Annotated in this window: 16 protein-coding genes and 1 tRNA gene; 10 read left to right on the top strand and 7 right to left on the bottom strand. The window is 63.3% G+C overall.

Going from position 1 to position 17016, the window contains the following annotated elements; all coding sequences use genetic code 11:
* The first annotated feature begins 65 nt into the window (after positions 1-65).
* From BM045_RS12385 to BM045_RS12375, 3 genes are all read left to right on the top strand, one after another.
* The gene (locus tag BM045_RS12385) at positions 66-1079 is read left to right on the top strand and encodes an SDR family oxidoreductase (RefSeq protein ID WP_092183717.1); all 1014 of its coding nucleotides are present in this window, start codon (positions 66-68) and stop codon (positions 1077-1079) included.
* Between the two features lie 51 nt (positions 1080-1130).
* Positions 1131-1206, top strand: a tRNA-Ala gene (locus BM045_RS12380).
* A 66-nt stretch (positions 1207-1272) separates the two neighbouring features.
* Positions 1273-2748: a site-specific integrase gene (locus BM045_RS12375; RefSeq protein WP_139198784.1), complete on the top strand. Its 1476-nt coding sequence runs from the start codon at positions 1273-1275 to the stop codon at positions 2746-2748.
* Between the two features lie 273 nt (positions 2749-3021).
* On the opposite strand, the gene BM045_RS12365 is transcribed toward BM045_RS12375, so the two are convergent.
* Positions 3022-4113, bottom strand: a complete 1092-nt coding sequence (locus BM045_RS12365; RefSeq protein ID WP_348271249.1) for an MFS transporter — start codon at positions 4111-4113, stop codon at positions 3022-3024.
* 289 nt (positions 4114-4402) lie between these two features.
* On the opposite strand from BM045_RS12365, the gene BM045_RS12360 reads away from it, so the two are divergent.
* The 6 genes from BM045_RS12360 (at position 4403) to BM045_RS12335 (ending at position 9122) form a co-directional block, all read left to right on the top strand.
* Positions 4403-4756, top strand: coding sequence for an ArsR/SmtB family transcription factor (locus BM045_RS12360; protein ID WP_092184178.1), 354 nt, complete (start codon positions 4403-4405; stop codon positions 4754-4756).
* The gene (locus tag BM045_RS12355) at positions 4756-5436 is read left to right on the top strand and encodes an aquaporin (RefSeq protein WP_092183712.1); all 681 of its coding nucleotides are present in this window, start codon (positions 4756-4758) and stop codon (positions 5434-5436) included. Before BM045_RS12360 ends, BM045_RS12355 begins: the two co-directional genes overlap by 1 nt.
* Complete coding sequence (gene arsC / locus BM045_RS12350; protein WP_092183710.1) at positions 5433-5858, top strand: arsenate reductase (glutaredoxin); 426 nt, start codon at positions 5433-5435, stop codon at positions 5856-5858. Before BM045_RS12355 ends, arsC begins: the two co-directional genes overlap by 4 nt.
* 70 nt (positions 5859-5928) lie before the next feature.
* Positions 5929-6603, top strand: coding sequence for a response regulator transcription factor (locus BM045_RS12345; RefSeq protein WP_092183708.1), 675 nt, complete (start codon positions 5929-5931; stop codon positions 6601-6603).
* A gap of 7 nt (positions 6604-6610) precedes the next feature.
* Complete coding sequence (locus tag BM045_RS12340; protein ID WP_170848488.1) at positions 6611-7690, top strand: ABC transporter substrate-binding protein; 1080 nt, start codon at positions 6611-6613, stop codon at positions 7688-7690.
* Between the two features lies 1 nt (position 7691).
* A complete protein-coding gene (locus BM045_RS12335; protein WP_092183704.1) occupies positions 7692-9122 on the top strand; it encodes a sensor histidine kinase in 1431 nt (476 codons plus the stop codon).
* 70 nt (positions 9123-9192) lie between these two features.
* Here BM045_RS12335 and BM045_RS12330 read toward each other — a convergent pair whose 3' ends face one another.
* From BM045_RS12330 to BM045_RS12310, 5 genes are all read right to left on the bottom strand, one after another.
* Entirely contained in the window at positions 9193-10740 is a 1548-nt protein-coding gene (locus BM045_RS12330) for a tripartite tricarboxylate transporter permease (RefSeq protein WP_092183702.1), read from the bottom strand.
* Positions 10741-10755: 15 nt separating this feature from the next.
* Complete coding sequence (locus BM045_RS12325; protein ID WP_092183700.1) at positions 10756-11241, bottom strand: tripartite tricarboxylate transporter TctB family protein; 486 nt, start codon at positions 11239-11241, stop codon at positions 10756-10758.
* Entirely contained in the window at positions 11238-12182 is a 945-nt protein-coding gene (locus BM045_RS12320) for a Bug family tripartite tricarboxylate transporter substrate binding protein (protein ID WP_092183698.1), read from the bottom strand. The genes BM045_RS12325 and BM045_RS12320 overlap by 4 nt, the downstream gene beginning before the upstream one ends.
* Before the next feature lie 201 nt (positions 12183-12383).
* Complete coding sequence (locus BM045_RS12315; protein ID WP_092183696.1) at positions 12384-14315, bottom strand: DUF5054 domain-containing protein; 1932 nt, start codon at positions 14313-14315, stop codon at positions 12384-12386.
* Between the two features lie 3 nt (positions 14316-14318).
* A complete protein-coding gene (locus BM045_RS12310; RefSeq protein WP_244522982.1) occupies positions 14319-15083 on the bottom strand; it encodes a FadR/GntR family transcriptional regulator in 765 nt (254 codons plus the stop codon).
* Positions 15084-15264: 181 nt separating this feature from the next.
* Here BM045_RS12310 and BM045_RS12305 point away from each other — a divergent pair, with 181 nt between their 5' ends.
* Positions 15265-16662, top strand: coding sequence for a M20/M25/M40 family metallo-hydrolase (locus BM045_RS12305; protein ID WP_092183694.1), 1398 nt, complete (start codon positions 15265-15267; stop codon positions 16660-16662).
* Here BM045_RS12305 and BM045_RS12300 read toward each other — a convergent pair.
* Entirely contained in the window at positions 16659-17015 is a 357-nt protein-coding gene (locus BM045_RS12300) for a DUF1304 domain-containing protein (RefSeq protein ID WP_170848508.1), read from the bottom strand. The genes BM045_RS12305 and BM045_RS12300 overlap by 4 nt on opposite strands.
* Position 17016 lies beyond the last annotated feature (1 nt).

The following is a 17016-nucleotide window of genomic DNA, read 5'->3' as shown; positions in this document are numbered from 1 at the left end:
GGCTCTGGACTTGATCCGGGGCCCAGCCGCCCCACTTTAGACGGACACGGCAAAAGGAAACCAGCATGACCGACCGCGTCCTCGTCACCGGCATTTCCGGCTTTCTCGGCGGCCATGTCGCCCTGCAATTGCTCAATGCCGGCTATCTCGTGCGCGGCTCGGTCCGCAGCCTGTCGAAAGCCGACAAGGTCCGCGACACGCTGGTCAAGGCCGGCGCGGACACTTCCCGCCTCGAATTTACCACCCTCGACCTGCTCAAGGATGACGGTTGGGCCGAGGCCATGCAGGATGTGCGCTATCTCCAGCACACCGCCTCGCCCTTCGTGCTCAGCGTCCCGAAAGACCCCAACGAGCTGATCCGCCCAGCCGTCGAAGGCACCCGCCGCGCCATCCAGGCCGCATTGGCCGCCAAAGTCGAACGCGTGGTGCTGACCTCCTCCATCGCCGCCATCCAATATGGCCATGCCGACTATTCCCGCCTGCTGACCGAGGCCGACTGGACCAATGTCGATAGCTCGCAGACCGGCGCCTATCCCAAATCCAAGACCCTGGCCGAACGCGAAGCCTGGCGCTTGATGGACGGCGCCTCCCGCCACGACGATCTTGCTGTTATCAATCCCGCCGCCATCTTCGGCCCCCTGCTCGACGAGGATCCCGGGACCTCGGCCGATGTTATCCGCCTGCTGCTGGGCGGCAAGCTGCCCGCCCTGCCCCGTCTCACCATGTCGGCCGTCGACGTGCGCGACGTCGCGGCGCTGCATGTCGACGCCATGACCAATCCCGCTGCCGCCGGCCAGCGCTGCATCGCCTCGGTCGGCGCCTATTCCATGCGCGACCTCGCCGACATGCTGCGCCCCGCCTTCCCCACCCGCCGCATTCCCCGTGCCCAGATCCCCAATTGGCTGGTCGATGTCTTCGCCCTGTTCAACCGCGCCCTGCGCGACAACAAGCACGAACTGGCCGCACCCAAGCGCGTCGACGGCCAGCGCGGCGCCCAACGCCTCGGCCGTCCACTGATCCCCGCCGCCGACGCGGTGATCGCCACCGGCAACAGCCTCGTCACCCACAAACTGCTCTGACCTCAGCTCTTGCCGCGCCAGCAAAAAACGCCATATTCAATCAATCGGGACGGGGCTGTAGCTCAGTTGGGAGAGCGCGTCGTTCGCAATGACGAGGTCAGCGGTTCGATCCCGCTCAGCTCCACCATTCCGATGAAAATCAAGGACTTAGCTACCGGTTTTGCTTGGTGGGACATCCAAGTGGGACATCGGCTTGTTCAATCCGACCTATCTACAGCGCTCCCGTCACGGCATATTCTATTTTCGCTGGGCGCTGCCTCGTAACTCCAAATCGGCCGGTCAGGCGTCATCCTTCAAAATATCGCTGCGGACACGCGAGCCCCGGCCAGCCTTGCAGCTTGCAATGGCCATGAGCTATCTAGCCCGAAACGTCACTGAGAAGGGCCTGCATCGGCACATGGACCATAAAGACCTACGCAGGGTGCTCGCCGACTACTTCGGCGGCTGGCTGGCCAGCTCTAGGGCCGCAATCGATGTTGCTGGCCCGCTGTCCGACGAAATGAAGGAGGGGTTTGGGTGGACGGTCGGCCTGTTGGATGACGAGTTAAAGCACGGGGCGCTTAGCCCGGCTCACGATGATATCGAGGCTGCAAGGTTCGCGACGCAATTTGGCCTGGATATTGAGATTGGCACCCCACCCTTTGAGGCTTTCAAGCGCAGCTATAAGCAGGGTCATAGGGACTGGGCAAAAGCTGTGTTGGCCTACAGTGAAGCCGCAGAGTTGTTTGAGTTCGACCAAGTTTCTGAGCAAAGTTCCCCCAAACAGGCAGAGACTACCGGGGCTAGCCAGCTCACCCTGCAAGCTCTGGTCGATGAGTTCTGGAAGTTCGCAAAAATCGAGCGCCAGTGGGTAGATAAGACTGAGCTTGAAAAGGCCGAACATTTCGATCTGCTGTACGAGGTTTTGCACAAAGAGGTGTCAGTTGGAAACATAGGTCGGACGGAAGCTCGCACAGTGCGAGACACGCTGATTGCCTACCCCGTGAACAGAAACAAGCTCAGAGCTACGCGCGGCAGGCCCTTGTCAGAGGTGCTGAACACGCCGGGAGTTCGCACCCTCCACGTTTTGACAATCAACAAGTACCTGCAGACCTACAGCACGTTGTTCGGGTGGGCTAAGCGGAATGGCTACAGCGACAACAACCCGTTCGATGGGCTAGCGCTTCGGACCGACAAGGCCAATGCTGAGCCACCCCGCGTGTCATTTTCCGACGATCAGCTCCGATCAATCAGTTCAGCGGCGCAGGCAAAAGCCGGGTCATCGGAGGAACACCACAAGTGGGGTACTCTGATCGGCATTCATACTGGTGCGCGTCTCAATGAAATTGCTCAATTGCATCTAGAGGACGTACGGCAGATCGACGGTATTTGGTGTTTTGACATCAACCAAAAGCCCGGCACCAAGAAGCAGCTAAAGAACGATGCGTCGGCGAGGATTGTACCCATTCATTCCAAGCTGATCGAGTACGGTTTTCTCGGCTATGTGGACCGCATAAAGCAGCGCAGAGGAAACGAAATGCTCTTTCCCCAGCTCACATACACCAAATCCAACGGCTATGGGCGTAACCTCGGTCGGTGGGTGAACGAAGCTCTGCTACCTGAATTGGGCATCAAAACTAACCTTCCACAGTCTACGCCACACCATGGTTCGCAAGCTAGTTGCCGCTGACGTATCACAAGCCCACATCATGGCTATTGTCGGACACGAGCCAGGAACAACTACCCTGAAGACCTACAACCGTAGCGGCTTCCGCCCGGTGCTACTTTTAGCGGCGCTAGAAAGGGTGGTGTAGATCACTCGTCGGGGATTTCCCTGGTGCTCTGAACAAGGGCAAGGCTGGTTCAACATTGGCGTGAAGTTAGTTTGCCGCTATAGGTGGACATACAAGGTGGGACATTTGTTCCACCACCCATCCTACAGAACCCAAGCAATCCGGGCTTCTCAGACGATGGTGGACGCCCCGCTCAGCTCCACCATTTCCGACTTGCGGCCGAACACCAGCCAGATCGCGCCGAAGGCCGCCGCGGAGGCAATGCCCACCAGGGCCACGAACCACACCGCGACCTTCACCGAGGCGGCCGAGGCCACCATGGAGAACGCCAATGGGGCGGCAGCGGAGGCTACAAGCCGGGCGGAGCTTATCCAGCCCAGCCTTGCGCCATAGCCCGCCGCGCCGAACAGCATGAGCGGCAGGGTGCCGGAGACGATGCTGGAGAGGCCATTGCCAAAGCCAAAGAGGATTGCAAACACCGCCGCACCCGGGGCCCACGGCGCTGCGACGGCAAGCAGCGCGAGGCCCAGCGGGAGCATGGCGGCCGCGAGGAGGGCAAGGGCCGGCGGGGCAAGGCCGCGCCCGAATTGCATGTTAACAAGCCGACTGAGCACCTGCGATGGCCCGAACAGCGTGGTGACGACAACAGCGGCACCACCGAGGCCGAGCGCAGCCAGCATTGGCACCATGTGGACCGTGATGGCTGATGCCACAAAGCCCAGTAGCGCGAATGCCGCCAGCATCATCAGCATGGCCCACCGCTCCCGACCCTGGACTGCCGGCGCTGCCTTCTGTGCCTGCTCGGACCTGGCCGATGACCTGCGTCTGCGGACCACCCTTCCCAGCCACAGATGCACCGGCAGGGCGCCCATCAGGTTCAACAGGGCGTAGAGCAGATAAACCTCACGCCAGCTCATATGCTGGTGCAGCCAGCTGGTGAGCGGCCAAAACACCGTCGATGCGAACCCCGCGATGAGCGTCAGGTGCGTGATACTGCGTTGAGCGCCCGAGGTTGAGGCTTGCGCCAGGGCGGCGAATGCCGTTGCGTAGAGGACGAAACTGGACGCGATCTCCATGGCTGCGAGCCCCACGACGAAGCTGATACGCTCGGGTGCCAGGGCACATAAGACAAGGGCAAGGGACGCGGCACCGAACCCCAAGACATGACGGTGCCAGCACCATGGCGGTCGGCCAGCCTGCCGGAGATGGGAGCCACGAGACCGCCAAGCAGCAGGGAGACCGACAGCACGCCATAGACCCACTCCTGCGACCAGCCGAAATCGCTGGCCATGCTCGGCGCAAGGACACCGAAGCTGTAATAGAGCGTTCCGTAACCGATGATCTGGGTCAGCCCCAATGCGGCTACGATACGCCCGACGCCTTCGCCGGCTTGTCTGGTCATGATCAGCGGCGCGCAGAGGTGGGAGGGGCGCAGCATGCCGCAAACTGCTTTGCCGCTGGCTGTGAAGCGAGCGTCATGGTCGGGGGCTGGCGTTGTCGCGCATCATTGGATATCTTCATTTCAATCATTCTTGAGATGTTGAAATGAAAATCGACGAAGCGCAAGCCCTTGATGCATTCGGGGCTCTATCCCAGCCGACCCGTCTCCAGATGGTTCGGGTCCTGGTGGTTGCCGGGCCTGACGGGCTGGCTGCTGGCGCTGTTGGTGAGGCCGTGGGTGCCTCGTCGTCCAGCGCCTCCTTCCACCTCAGCAACCTTGAGCGTGCCGGCCTGGTGCAGTCGCGGCGCGAAGCGCGTTGCATCATCTATACCGCCAACTTCGGCGGCCTTTCGGGCCTGGTCGAGTTCTTGATGCGAGACTGCTGCCAGGGACACCCCGATGTCTGCGCTCCCGCTGCCCTCACGGCTGCTGCCTGTTGCGCCCCGGAGCGGGGTCAACCCTGATGCCGATACGGTTGGAAGACCTGCGAAAGATAGCGGCAGAAGCGCTGGGGACTGGGCTGCTGGTGAGCACCGTGGTCGGGGCCGGCATCATGGCCGAAAGGCTGACCGAGGATTCTGGCCTGGCCCTTCTCGGCAATGCACTGCCAACCGCAGCCATGCTGGTGGTCTTGATCAGCCTGCTGGGGCCCGTCTCGGGCGCTCACTTCAATCCTGTGGTCACGCTGGTCTTCATGCTGCGGCGTGAGATCAGCGGCAAGATGGCAGCCCTCTACATGGCAGGGCAGGTGGTCGGTGGGATGGCTGGGGTGACCGTTGCCCATGCGATGTTCGCGGTTGTGCCCCTGACGCTCTCGGGCCATGAGCGAACCGGCGTTTCGCAGTGGCTTGCCGAGGTCGTGGCGACCCTCGGGCTGATTCTGGTGGTCCTGCTGGGGCAACGCAACAAGGCTTCCTTGCCCGCGCTCGTTGGCCTTTACATCGGCTCAGCCTACTGGTTCACCGCGTCAACATCATTCGCCAATCCAGCAGTGACCGTCGCGCGGGCCTTCACCAATAGCTTCTCAGGCATTGCCCTTATCGATGTCCCGGCCTTCATTGCCGCACAAATCGTTGGAGGCCTCGCCGGTCTGGCCCTCGCCTCTTGGCTGCAACCGCAAATCCAACAGGGACGCCCTGCATGACGACCATCTACCACAACCCGGACTGCGGCACCTCGCGCAACACGCTGGCGATGATCAGGCAGAGCGGTGTTGAGCCCGAGATCATCCAATATCTGCAAACGCCACCAACTCGCGAGCGGCTGGTCTGGCTGATCAGCGAAGCGGGCCTGACGGTGCGTGAGACGATCCGCACGAAGGACACCCCATACGAAGCCCTGGGCTTGAGTGATGCGAGCCTGAGCGACGATCAACTGCTCGACGCCATGCTGCTCCATCCCATCCTGATCAACCGGCCCTTCGTCGTCACTGCTCGAGGTGTTCGCCTTTGTCGTCCATCCGAGCTTGTCTTGGCGATCTTGGAGAACCCGGATATCGGCCCGTTCACCAAGGAAGACGGCGAGGTTATTCGCCAGCCTGTACCGGGCGCTGCCAAGACCCCCTGACAAGTTCGGGGCAAGAGATGATACTGAACCGCGAGGATGTCTGGTAGATGCAACCGGCACGGAGGAGCGGATGCAGATATTGCTGGTCGAGGACAATGACGACCTGGGCGATGCCGTGCACAGCCGGCTGACGCAGGCCGGACACTCGGTGACCTGGGTGAAAGATGGCGCCGAGGTGCTACCGGCCATCGTCGGCGAAAATTTCGACGCCATGGCGCTCGACCTCATGCTGCCCAACAAGAGCGGCTTCGAGCTCATCAAGCTGCTGCGCAAGGCCGGCTTCGATGCACCCATCCTGGTGATGACCGCGCGGTCCGAAATCGACGACAAGGTCAGCCTGCTCGATCTTGGCGCCGACGATTACCTGGTCAAGCCATTCGATCTGCGCGAGCTCGAAGCCCGCTTGCGGGCACTGATGCGGCGCACCAGCGGCATGACCACCAGCGTGCTCAACGTCGGCAATGTCAGCGTCGATCTGGCGGGCCGCACCGTCGCCATCCATGGCCAGGACGTCGATCTGGGCCGGCGCGAATTCAGGCTGCTGGAAATCCTCTTGGCCAATCTGGGCAAGGTCGTGCCCAAGGAGCGGCTGATGAACCAGCTGTTCAACCTCGACAATGACGTCTCGACCAATGCCCTTGAACTCTACATCTCGCGGCTGCGGCGCAAGCTGGCCGGCGCCGATCTCGAAATCAGCACGGCCAGAGGGGTCGGCTACAAGGCCGTCAGCCGCAATGAGGCCTAGCGTCCACTTGTCGGGGCTGTGCGCCCTGGCCGTTCTTGTGGCCTGCGGACCCGCCACGGCAGCGACCACCTATGCCGCGCCCGATGGCGAGGCCAGTGCCGTGCTGACCATTGTCGGCACCACTGACGAACCGCTGTTCCGCCACTTCATCGAGGGCTTCCAGAAGCTGCATGGCGACATCACCGTCGTGTATGACGAGACCGACACCCGTCCTCTGTTCGAGGGTGTCGTGGCCGGAACCCTGCCGCTGGACCCCGACATCATCGTCTCGTCGGCCGCCGATCTGCAGCTGAAACTGGCCAATGACGGCTTTGCGCTGGCCTATGATTCGCCCTATCTGCCGGCGCTGCCGGAATGGGCGCATTGGCGCAACGAGGTGTTCGGCTTCACTTTCGAACCGGCCGTCATCGTCTATAATCCCGAACTGATCGCGCCCGACGAAGTGCCGCGCACCCATCTCAAGCTGGCCGAACTGCTGGAGAACCAGACCGAGCGGTTTGCGGGCCGTATCGCCACCTATGATATCGGCGACAGTGGCGTCGGCTATATGCTGGCCGCCAATGACCAGTTCATCTCGTCCAACTTCTGGCGTCTTGCCAGCGCCTTCGGACGAGCCAAGGTGCGCCTGAGCGGATCGAGCCCGCGCATCATCGATGCCATCGAAACCGGTCAGCTGGCCCTGGCCTATAATGTGCTGGGCTCCTATGCCCTGGCCCGGGGCGCTGCCAACGATACCGTCCAAGTGGTGGTGCCGGACGACTATGTGCTGGTGCTGTCCCGCTCCATCATCATTCCGCGCTCGGCCAAGCACCCGGACCTCGGCAAGCTGTTCCTCGATTTCACCCTGTCGCCGGACGGGCAGGCCATTGCCGCCGGTGCGACGGCGCTGGGCTCCATCATCGGCGATTTCGATGGCGGCTTCACCAGCCGGTCGATTGCCGCGCGCGGTGGCGGCGCCCTGCAGCCGATCGCCATTGGTCCGAGCCTTCTGGTGTCGCTCGACCAGCAGCGGCGCGACCGGTTCCTCGCCACCTGGTTCGAGATCGTCTCGCCGGGCGGCGTCATGAACCGGCTGGAGCCGCAGTGACATGGCACTATCGGGAGCGCTGAAGACCTTTTCGATCCGCCGCCGCATTCTGGCGCTGGCCATAGTGCTGCTGCTGGCGGCATCGGTCATCCTGATCGTCTTCATCCGCGAATATGCCGTGCGCGCCTCCAACCAGGCCTTCGACCGCCTTCTGGCAGCCTCGGCGCTGACCATTGCCGGCGCGGTGCAGCTCGAGGACGATGCGGTCATCGTCGAACTGCCGTTTGCCTCCTTCGCCATGTTTTCCGGCCAGGACCGCATTTTCTACGTGGTGGAAGACCCGGCTGGACGACCGGTTACCGGCTATGCCGGCCTGGCCGACGAATTGCCCGAGACCACCTCCGCCGACCCGACCTTTGTCGAGACCATCTACCGCGGCGAACATCTGAGGGTGGCCAGCGTTGGCCGGCTGGTCTCGTCGGCCAGCGCCACCGGCTGGGTCACCATCCGGGTTGCCGAAACCAAGACCGAGCGGGGCGCCCTGGCAGCCGAAATCCTCAGCAATGCCGTCATTCCGGTATTGGCCATGACGCTGCTGGCGGTGGCGCTCGTGTGGTTCGGCATTGGCCGGATGTTTGCCCCGCTGGGCGATCTCGAGGCCGAGCTGCGCACAAGGCCGCCGCATGATCTGTCGCCGGTCAATATCCCGGTGCCCACCGAAGTCAGTCATCTGGTCTCGGGTCTCAACGCCTTCATGGCGCGGCTGGGCAGCACCATGGAACGCCTGACCGACCTTGTCGCCGAAGCGGCCCACGAGGTGCGCACGCCGCTGGCCTCGCTTCGCGCCCAGGCCGAGGTGGCCATGGACGAGCCCGATCCCGATGCCCTGCGCCGGCGCGTTGCCAAGATCCATGTCGGGGCGGTGCAGGCCAGCCAATTGGTGTCGCAGCTGTTGATGGAAGCGACCATCTCGCATCGCTTGGAGAACCAGGAGGCCGATACCACGCCCATATCCGCGGTGATCGACGACGTGCTGCAGCGTCTCGACCCCGATCTCGCCGGGCGTGTCAGCGTCAGCATTACCCCACAAGCCGAGCGGAGCCAGCTACGCGGCGACCGTCTTGCGCTGCGCGAAATGCTGCGCAACGTGGTCGACAACGCGCTGACCTATTCCGACGGGAGGGTCCAGATCGGCGTATCACTGGTGGCCAGCACGCTGGCCATCACCGTGCTTGATCAGGGACCCGGCATTCCAGAAGCCGAACAGCCTCTAGTGCAGCAGCGCTTCAAGCGCGGCGCCAATAGCGCCAGCACGGTCGGCTCGGGCCTTGGCCTCTCCATCGTCAAACGCGTGGTCGAAGGTCATGGCGGCGTGTTGAAGCTGCGCAATGCCGAGCCCCACGGTCTGGAAGTCGGCATCGCCTTGCCGGTGGTCGGCCGCAGCGTCATCAACAAGCTGCTGCAGGACGCTGACCAAAAGCACTCCGCCTAGGCCGCCGCGCAGGCAAGAAAGCGCCCGGGCACCATCAGGCACCCGGGCATGTCTCGCATCGGAACAAGCCTTAGTCTTCGTTGGCAGCCAACTGCCCAAGCACCTCGCCCTTGCCCCGCATCCGCAGGAAAATGGGTAGCAAGAGCGCGATGGCGGCGATGACATAAAGCGTGATGGCGATGGGTGAATGCACCAGCACCAGCGGATCGCCCTGGCTGATGGCCAGCGCCCGGCGCAATTGCTGCTCGGCCAGCGGTCCCAGGATAAGGCCGATCACCACGGGCGCGATAGGATAGCCGAAACGGCGTAGTCCATAGCCGAGCAGGCCGAAGGCCAGAAGGATCAGCAGCTCGAACGAGAACGGGATCGGACCCAGCCGACCGGACAGGGCACCATTGGCGCCGAGCGTGCCTAGCGTGGCGAAGGTCAGGATGCCGGCATAGAGCCAGTGCTTGGGAATGGTCAGGAGCTTCACCCAAAGACCGATCAGCGGCAGGTTCAGCACCAGCAGCATGAAATTGGCGATCAGCAGGCTGGCAACCAGCGACCAGACCAGTGGCGCATTATTGGCAAACAGCAGCGGACCGGGCTGCAGACCAAACTGCTGGAAGCCGGCCAGCATGATGGCGGCCGTCGCCGAGGTCGGCAGGCCCAGCGTCAGCAGCGGCACCAGCGTGCCGGCAGCTGAAGCATTGTTGGCAGCCTCGGGCCCGGCGACGCCTTCGATGGCGCCATGGCCAAATTCTTCGGGGTGCTTGGAGAGGCGCTTTTCAGCGGCATAGGAAAAGAATGTACCGATCTCCGCGCCGCCAGCCGGCATCGCCCCGATGGGGAAGCCGATAACGGTGCCGCGCAACCAGGCCGGCCAGGACCGCTTCCAGTCCTCCAGCGTCATCCAGACCGAGCCTTTGACGGCCAGCACTTCTTCCTTGATCTGGCTGCGTGACGAGGCAATCGACAGCGTCTCGCCGATTGCAAACAGCGCCACGGCCAATGTCGTCACCTCAATGCCATCGAGCAGGTCGGGAATACCAAAGGCGAGGCGCGCCTGGCCAGTCTGCAGATCAATGCCGATGACGCCGAGGCCAAGGCCGATGAACAGAGCAGTGATGCCGCGCAACGCGCTATCGCCAAAGGCCGCCGAAACGGTCACAAAGGCCAGCACCATCAGCGCGAAATAATCAGCGGGACCGAACGCCAATGCCGCCTTGACCACCCAGGGGGCAAGGAACGCCAGCGCAATAGTGGCAATCAGGCCGGCAATGAACGAGCCGATGGCGGCGGTGGCAAGCGCCGGACCACCCCGACCCTTACGGGCCATCTTGTTGCCTTCGAGCGCGGTGACGATCGACGCGCTTTCGCCGGGTGTGTTGAGCAGGATGGACGTGGTCGAGCCGCCATACATGCCGCCGTAATAGATGCCGGCAAACATGATGAGCGAGCCGGTGGCGTCGAGTCGGTAGGTGACAGGCAGCAGCAGCGCCACGGTCAGCGCCGGCCCAATACCGGGCAGCACACCCACGGCTGTACCAAGGGTGACGCCGATCAGCGCATAGAGCAGGTTGTGGACCTGCAGCGCGGCGAGCAGACCGTCTGCGAGAAGGCCGAAAGTATCCATTTCAGCGGCTTTCGATCAAGGAATGAGGCGCTCGAGCGGACCCATGGGCAGCGAGAGCTGCAGGCCGCGCGAGAAGATGAACCAGATGACAAAGGAGAGGACGAGGCCGATCGGCAGCGTCTGCCACAGCGGACCACGACCGAAACCCTTTGCGGTAAAGGCAAACAGCACCGCGGTCCCGATCGAGAAGCCAGCCCAGCCGAGCAACAGCATCTGGCCAATCAGTCCGCCGATGATCCACAGCATCGGGCCATAATTGTCTTTTTCGCGCGCCGGGAACTGGCCGCGCCACGCCGACAGCGCGGTCCCGATCGCCAAAAGGATCAGGCCACCGGCGATCACATAGGGAAACACCTGCGGGCCAACCCTGGCCTGGATCGGCGGCACGCGCATCATCGAGGTCTGCCAGATGATGACGGCCGCAATCGCGGCCAGCAGCAGCGCTATGAAAAGCGCCGCCCCATCAGGGCGGCGCGAAAGGTTTGGTTCGCCGAGGCTCATTGCACCAGGCCAATGTCTTTCAGGATAGCGGACGTCGCATCGATGTCAGCGGCAAGCTGGGTGTCGAAGTCGGCGCCGGAAAGATACATGTCCTGCCAGCCCTTGGTCTCGAGCGTCTGCTTCCAGGTCGCCGAGGTCACAAGCTTTTCGACATCCGCGGTGATGGCGGTCTTCTGCTCATCGGTGATGCCGGGCGCGGCGGCAACCATGCGCCAGTTTTCGACAACGAGGTCAACGCCGGCTTCGCCAAGGGTCGGGATGTCCGAACCTTCGAGACGGGCCGAACCAGTGGTCGCCAACGCGCGCAGGTCGCCCGACTTGATCTGGGCGTCGAATTCGCCAAGGCCCGAAATGCCGACGGTCACCTGACCGCCGAGGACAGCTGCCAGTGCTTCGCCACCACCCGAGAAGGCGATGTAGTTAACGAGGGTAGGGTCGACGCCAACGGTCTTGGCAAACAGGCCGGCCGCGATGTGATCGACGCCGCCCGCCGAGCCGCCGGCCCACGAAACCGAACCGGGATCGGCCTTAAGCTTGGCAGTGAGGTCGTCGACAGTCTGGAGCTCGGATGCCGCCGGAACCACGATCACGTCGGATTCACCGGTGAGCCGGGCGATCGGCGTGACATTGGCAAGCGACACCGGCGACGCATTGGTCAGCACGGCGCCGACCATCACATAGCCGCCGACGATCAGCGCATTTGGATTGCCGGTCGACTGGTTGACGAACTGGGCGAGGCCGATCGTGCCGCCGGCGCCAGGAACGTTGGTGACCTGCACATTGCCGGAAATGCCTTCAGCCTGAAGGGCTTCCTGCATCGAGCGGGCAGTCTGATCCCAGCCGCCGCCAGGAGCAGCCGGCGCCATGATCGTATAATCCGCCGCATAGGTCGGCAGAGCCAAGGCACCCGAAATCAGTGCCGCGAGAAACAGCTTATTCATAAATCCTCCCAATGAGCATGACGTCGTTGCGTCTGCTCGCAGTCTAGGGCGCGATCCTGTCATGGTCCTGTCGTCGCAGGCCGGGCCCATTGGTGTGTCTCGTCGCCGATCTTCCTCCTCGGCCATGCCACTCTACATGCTGCAGCGCGGATCGGAAATACGGGACTTTTGCCGCTGAACACGCGGGCTTTCCTGCCTCATCTAGGCCGCCCCAAGGTCCAGGATCACCCGGAACACCACGCTGCCCTCCCACCACATCGGGAAATTGGTGCCCCATTTGTTGTTGTAGAGATTGAAGGCAATGCCCTGCGCGAAGTCCGGCACATCGGGCTGAAACGGCATTAACCCCGCCGCAGCAGGCGCCACCAGAGCTGCGTCCAGCGGCGTGATCGTCAGCTCTGTCGGGTCCATCCGGGCTCGGACAGCCTGAACCGCCTGCAACTGCCCGCCACCACGCCGCACCACATTCTCCGCCGCATTCCACAGGCCCAACTTCTGCAGTGCCCAGCCATTGGCGCCGGCCGGCGTGAGCGTCAGGAAACCCGCCTCCGGCATGCGGTTGGCCGGCTTGTCGCGTAGCACCAGCGTCACCTCGACGCGCTGCGCATCAAGTCCGCGAATGCTCAGCTCTTGCCGCGCCGGGCCGCCCAGTTGCTCGCGCGCTTCCAGATCGAGTTCCGAAATGGCGACATGACCGCCCGGGCTCACCCCGAGATGGTTGGGTTTGAAGCTTGCCGACCGCGCCGTCCGGGCATGCTGCAGCCCCGGCTTGTCATGGTCGAGAATGGCCCATTCGAGACGATGCTGCAGGTAGCTGTCGAGATGGCGCTGCAACGCCATCCAGTCATAGCTCTGATGGCGATAGCCCAGCAGCGACCCATCCAGCCCCTCGATCACCAGACCCTCCGGTGACGTCAGGCGCGTGATATCCCCACTTGCGGCATCCAGCGCGGCGATCCAGCCCTTGTCCTGCAACTGCACCCCAGCCTGTGGCGTCACCGGTTCGGACGGCACCAGCTCTGCGAGCAGCATATCGGCTCGGCCCCGGTCGTGGCCCTCAAGCTGCTTCAGCGCCATGTCGATATAGCCGCGCTGCTCGGCCCAGGATTGCTCGGCATAGGCAAAACGATAGTCGGTCTGGCGGGCCGCATCGAAATCCACGCGATCCCAGGCCTTGTCGTCGCGCAGGTAAGTCTTGATATCGACGCCCCAGGTGTGTTCGGCCACCAGCGTCAGCCCGCGGCCAAAGGCCAGGCGCTGCGGCGTCAACACGTCGAAGCCGTCGCAAAGCCGCTGCAGTGCCCGGAACCGCGCCAGCTTGAGCGGATCACTCGCCGTGCCATGGATCCAGCTATCGCCGATCTCCTGCTCCAGCACCGGAAACTGCGCGCGCCGGGCCCACATTTCGGCGCCAAAGGCATCGAGCGTCGAAGCCGTGATCTCGGCATCGGGATGCTCATGCCGGATCGCCCGCAGCGCCTCGACGGTCTGGCCGACGCTTTGTGGACCGATATTGTCATTGGTATGGGCAAAGCTCAGGCCCACATCGGGACCGGCGGGGAAATCCGTCGCCCCGTAGGAGGCCTGATACATCACCACGACTTCGGCACCATCGGGCGCCCGCCAGCGGAAGATCGGCGGCACATCGGGCACCGGGCTGGCGGTATTGACGCCAAGATGCAGGAACTGAATGCCCGCCTCGGCCAGCAGCGGCACCATGCCCAGGGTATGGCCCGGCACGTCGGTCATCTTGGCGGCCGTGGTGATCCTGCCAAAGCGCTGGTCGAGCTCGCGGGCATAGCTCAGCCCGGCCCTGAACAGCGCCGGCGACATGAGCTCGGTATGAGTAGTGAACGGCAGTCCGTGCCAGGCGATCAAGCCGCGCTCTATGGCCCGTTCGAGGCGCCTGACGCGCTCAGCGTCTTGGCTGTTGAGGTGATCCCAGATCAGCCACGCGCCCGTGGTCCAGATGAAAGCCGGATTTTGCGGATTTTCGGCAAAGAAATGCTCCCCCGTGGCGATGGCCTGCGGGATGAACTGCTCATGATATTGCCGCCGCACGCGCGCCGCATGATCGGTGAAACCGATGTCGAGATGCGTCTTGAAGACGAGATGAATGCGTTTATCGGGCATTGGCTATTTCGTCGCCATCCGCTCGGCCGACCGCGCAAAACCATCGCTGATCACGGCACGCATGGTGTTGCGGGCGGCCTCGGCATTGCCGGTTCGGATCGCCTCAGCGATGGCGCCATGGGCGGCAGCGGTTTGGGCGAGCTTGGCCTTGTCGCTGACCGGCGAGCTGATGGTGAACACCGCCGTCAGCGCCACTTCGACCAATGTGCTGATCGACGCCATGAAGGGGTTGTTGGAGGCTTCGGCCACTGCCCGGTGAAAAGCCAGGTCGGCGCGGGCGAATTCTTCGGCCGTGGTGGCTTCGCCCATGGCGTCGGCCATGGCGACCAGATGGCCAGCCTGTTCGTCGCTGCGCCGTTCGGCGGCCAGCGCCGCTGATTCCAGCTCGATACCGATGCGCACTTCGGCGACGCTGCGCAGGAAATCCACATCCGGGCCTGCCTCGAAATGCCAGGCGAGAACGTCGGCATCGAAGAGATTCCAGCGCGAGCGCGGCAAAACCCGGGTGCCGATACGGGCGCGCGCCTCGATCATCCCCTTGGCGGCGAGGGTCTTCAGCGCCTCGCGCAACACGGTGCGCGACACCGAGAATTTCGCCAGCAGTTCCGTGTCGGATGGCAAGATGGCGCCTTCGGCAAAATCGCCACGCACGATAGCAACGCCCAATTGCCAGAGCACTAGTGAATGCAGGTTACGCGACGGAATACGCCCGGCGATCGAGGCGATGAGCCCTGCGGTCGTGCTATCCTGGTCCGGCCGTATCGCCAATATCCTGCCCCCTCATGATGCGGCGTGACCTAAGCATGGGCCGATAAGTATTACAATATTGCCGGTGGCCGCTTGGAGCAGTCGACATTCGGCTCAGACCAGCATCCTTTGAATGGTGGCTGGTCCGGCTGGACATGGACGGTGTCATTGGCGAGGGTGGCCGCCAAAAGGAATCAGCTCCATGACCGAAGTCACCGCCCAGATTGATGCCGTGCTTGCCAGCGTCGATGCCGGGCTCGAGCAGAGCCTCGAGCGGCTTTACGAACTGCTGCGCATCAAGTCGATATCCACCGATCCGGCCTATGCCGCCGAATGCCGGAAGGCGGCGGACTGGATCGTCGCCGAGCTGAAAGGCCTCGGCTTTGACGCAGCGGCCCGCCCGACGCCCGGCCATCCGGTCGTCGTGGCGCATGGCCCCGACCAGCCCGGCCCGCATGTGCTGTTCTACGCCCATTACGATGTGCAGCCGGTCGACCCGTTGGAGCTCTGGCATTCCGACCCGTTCGATCCGCAGATCAAGACCGACGACAAGGGCCGCAAGATCATCGTGGCGCGCGGCGCTTCCGACGACAAGGGCCAGATGCTGACCTTCATCGAGGCCTGCCGCGCCTGGCAGAGCGTGACGGGCGCGCTGCCGATCAAGGTGTCCTTCATGCTCGAGGGCGAGGAAGAAAGCGGTGGCAAGAACCTGCCGCCCTTCATGGAGGCCAACAAGGCCGAACTCGGTGCCGCCGATATCGCTTTGGTCTGCGACACCGACATGTGGGATCGGCAGACGCCCTCCATCACCACCATGCTGCGCGGCCTCGTGGCCGAAGAAATCGTGGTCAGCTGCGCTAACAAGGACCTGCATTCCGGCATGTTCGGCAATGCGGCACGCAATCCCAATCAGGTGCTGGCCGAGATCATTGCCAGCCTCCGCGCCCCCGACGGCTCTGTGACCTTGCCCGGCTTTTACGACGACGTCGCCGAGATTTCTCCGGCGCTCAAGGCGCAATGGGCAGGCCTTGGTTTCGACGAAGCCGAATTCTTGGGCGAGGCAGGTTTGTCGATTGCAGCGGGCGAGCAATCCCGCTCGGTGCTGGAAATGCTCTGGGCACGGCCGACCTGCGAAATCAATGGCATGATCGGTGGCTATACTGGCGACGGTTTCAAGACTGTCATCCCGGCCAAGGCCAGCGCCAAGATCAGCTTCCGCCTGGTCTCGGGCATGCAGCCGGAAAAAATCCGCGCCGCCTTCCGCAAGCATGTCGAAGCGCTGATCCCGGCCGACTGCACCGTGACCTTCCACGCCCACGGCGGCTCGCCGGCCATCACTGTGCCCGACGACGGCGTGCAACTGCGCCAGGCGCTGGCCGGCCTATCGGCCGAATGGGGCAAGCCGGCGGTGATCACCGGCTCAGGCGGCTCGATCCCCGTCGCCGGCGATTTCAAGCGCATCCTTGGCCTAGACACGCTGCTGATCGGCTTTGCCCAGATCGACGACCAGATCCATTCGCCAAACGAGAAATACGATCTCGACAGTTACCACCGCGGCATCCGTTCCTGGGTGCGGGTGCTGGCGAGCCTCGCCGGCTAGAGGAAGATCACGGCGAGCAGCGCAATCACGGCTGGAAGGGTCTGGATGAACAGGATCTTCCGGCTGGCCGTCGCCGCGCCGTAAATGCCCGCCACGGCAACGCAGGCCAGGAAAAATACCGCGATCTGCCAGGCAAATTCGGGCACCGGATGCAGCACCGACCAGAACAGGCCGGCGGCAAGGAAGCCGTTATACAGTCCCTGATTGGCCGCCAGCGATTTCGTCGCCCTGGCAAAATCCGGCGTCAGCCCGAAGGCTTTCTGCCCGCGCGGGCCGGTCCACAAGAACATCTCGAGCACCAGAATATAGACATGCAGCAGGCCCACGAGGGCGACGAGAATGGCGGCGATCAGG

Origin of the sequence: Devosia sp. YR412 (assembly GCF_900110945.1) — a bacterium.
GTDB lineage: Bacteria > Pseudomonadota > Alphaproteobacteria > Rhizobiales > Devosiaceae > Devosia.
Note: the sequence above shows the minus strand (reverse complement) of the source record. Positions and strands in the feature narration are given on the sequence as shown.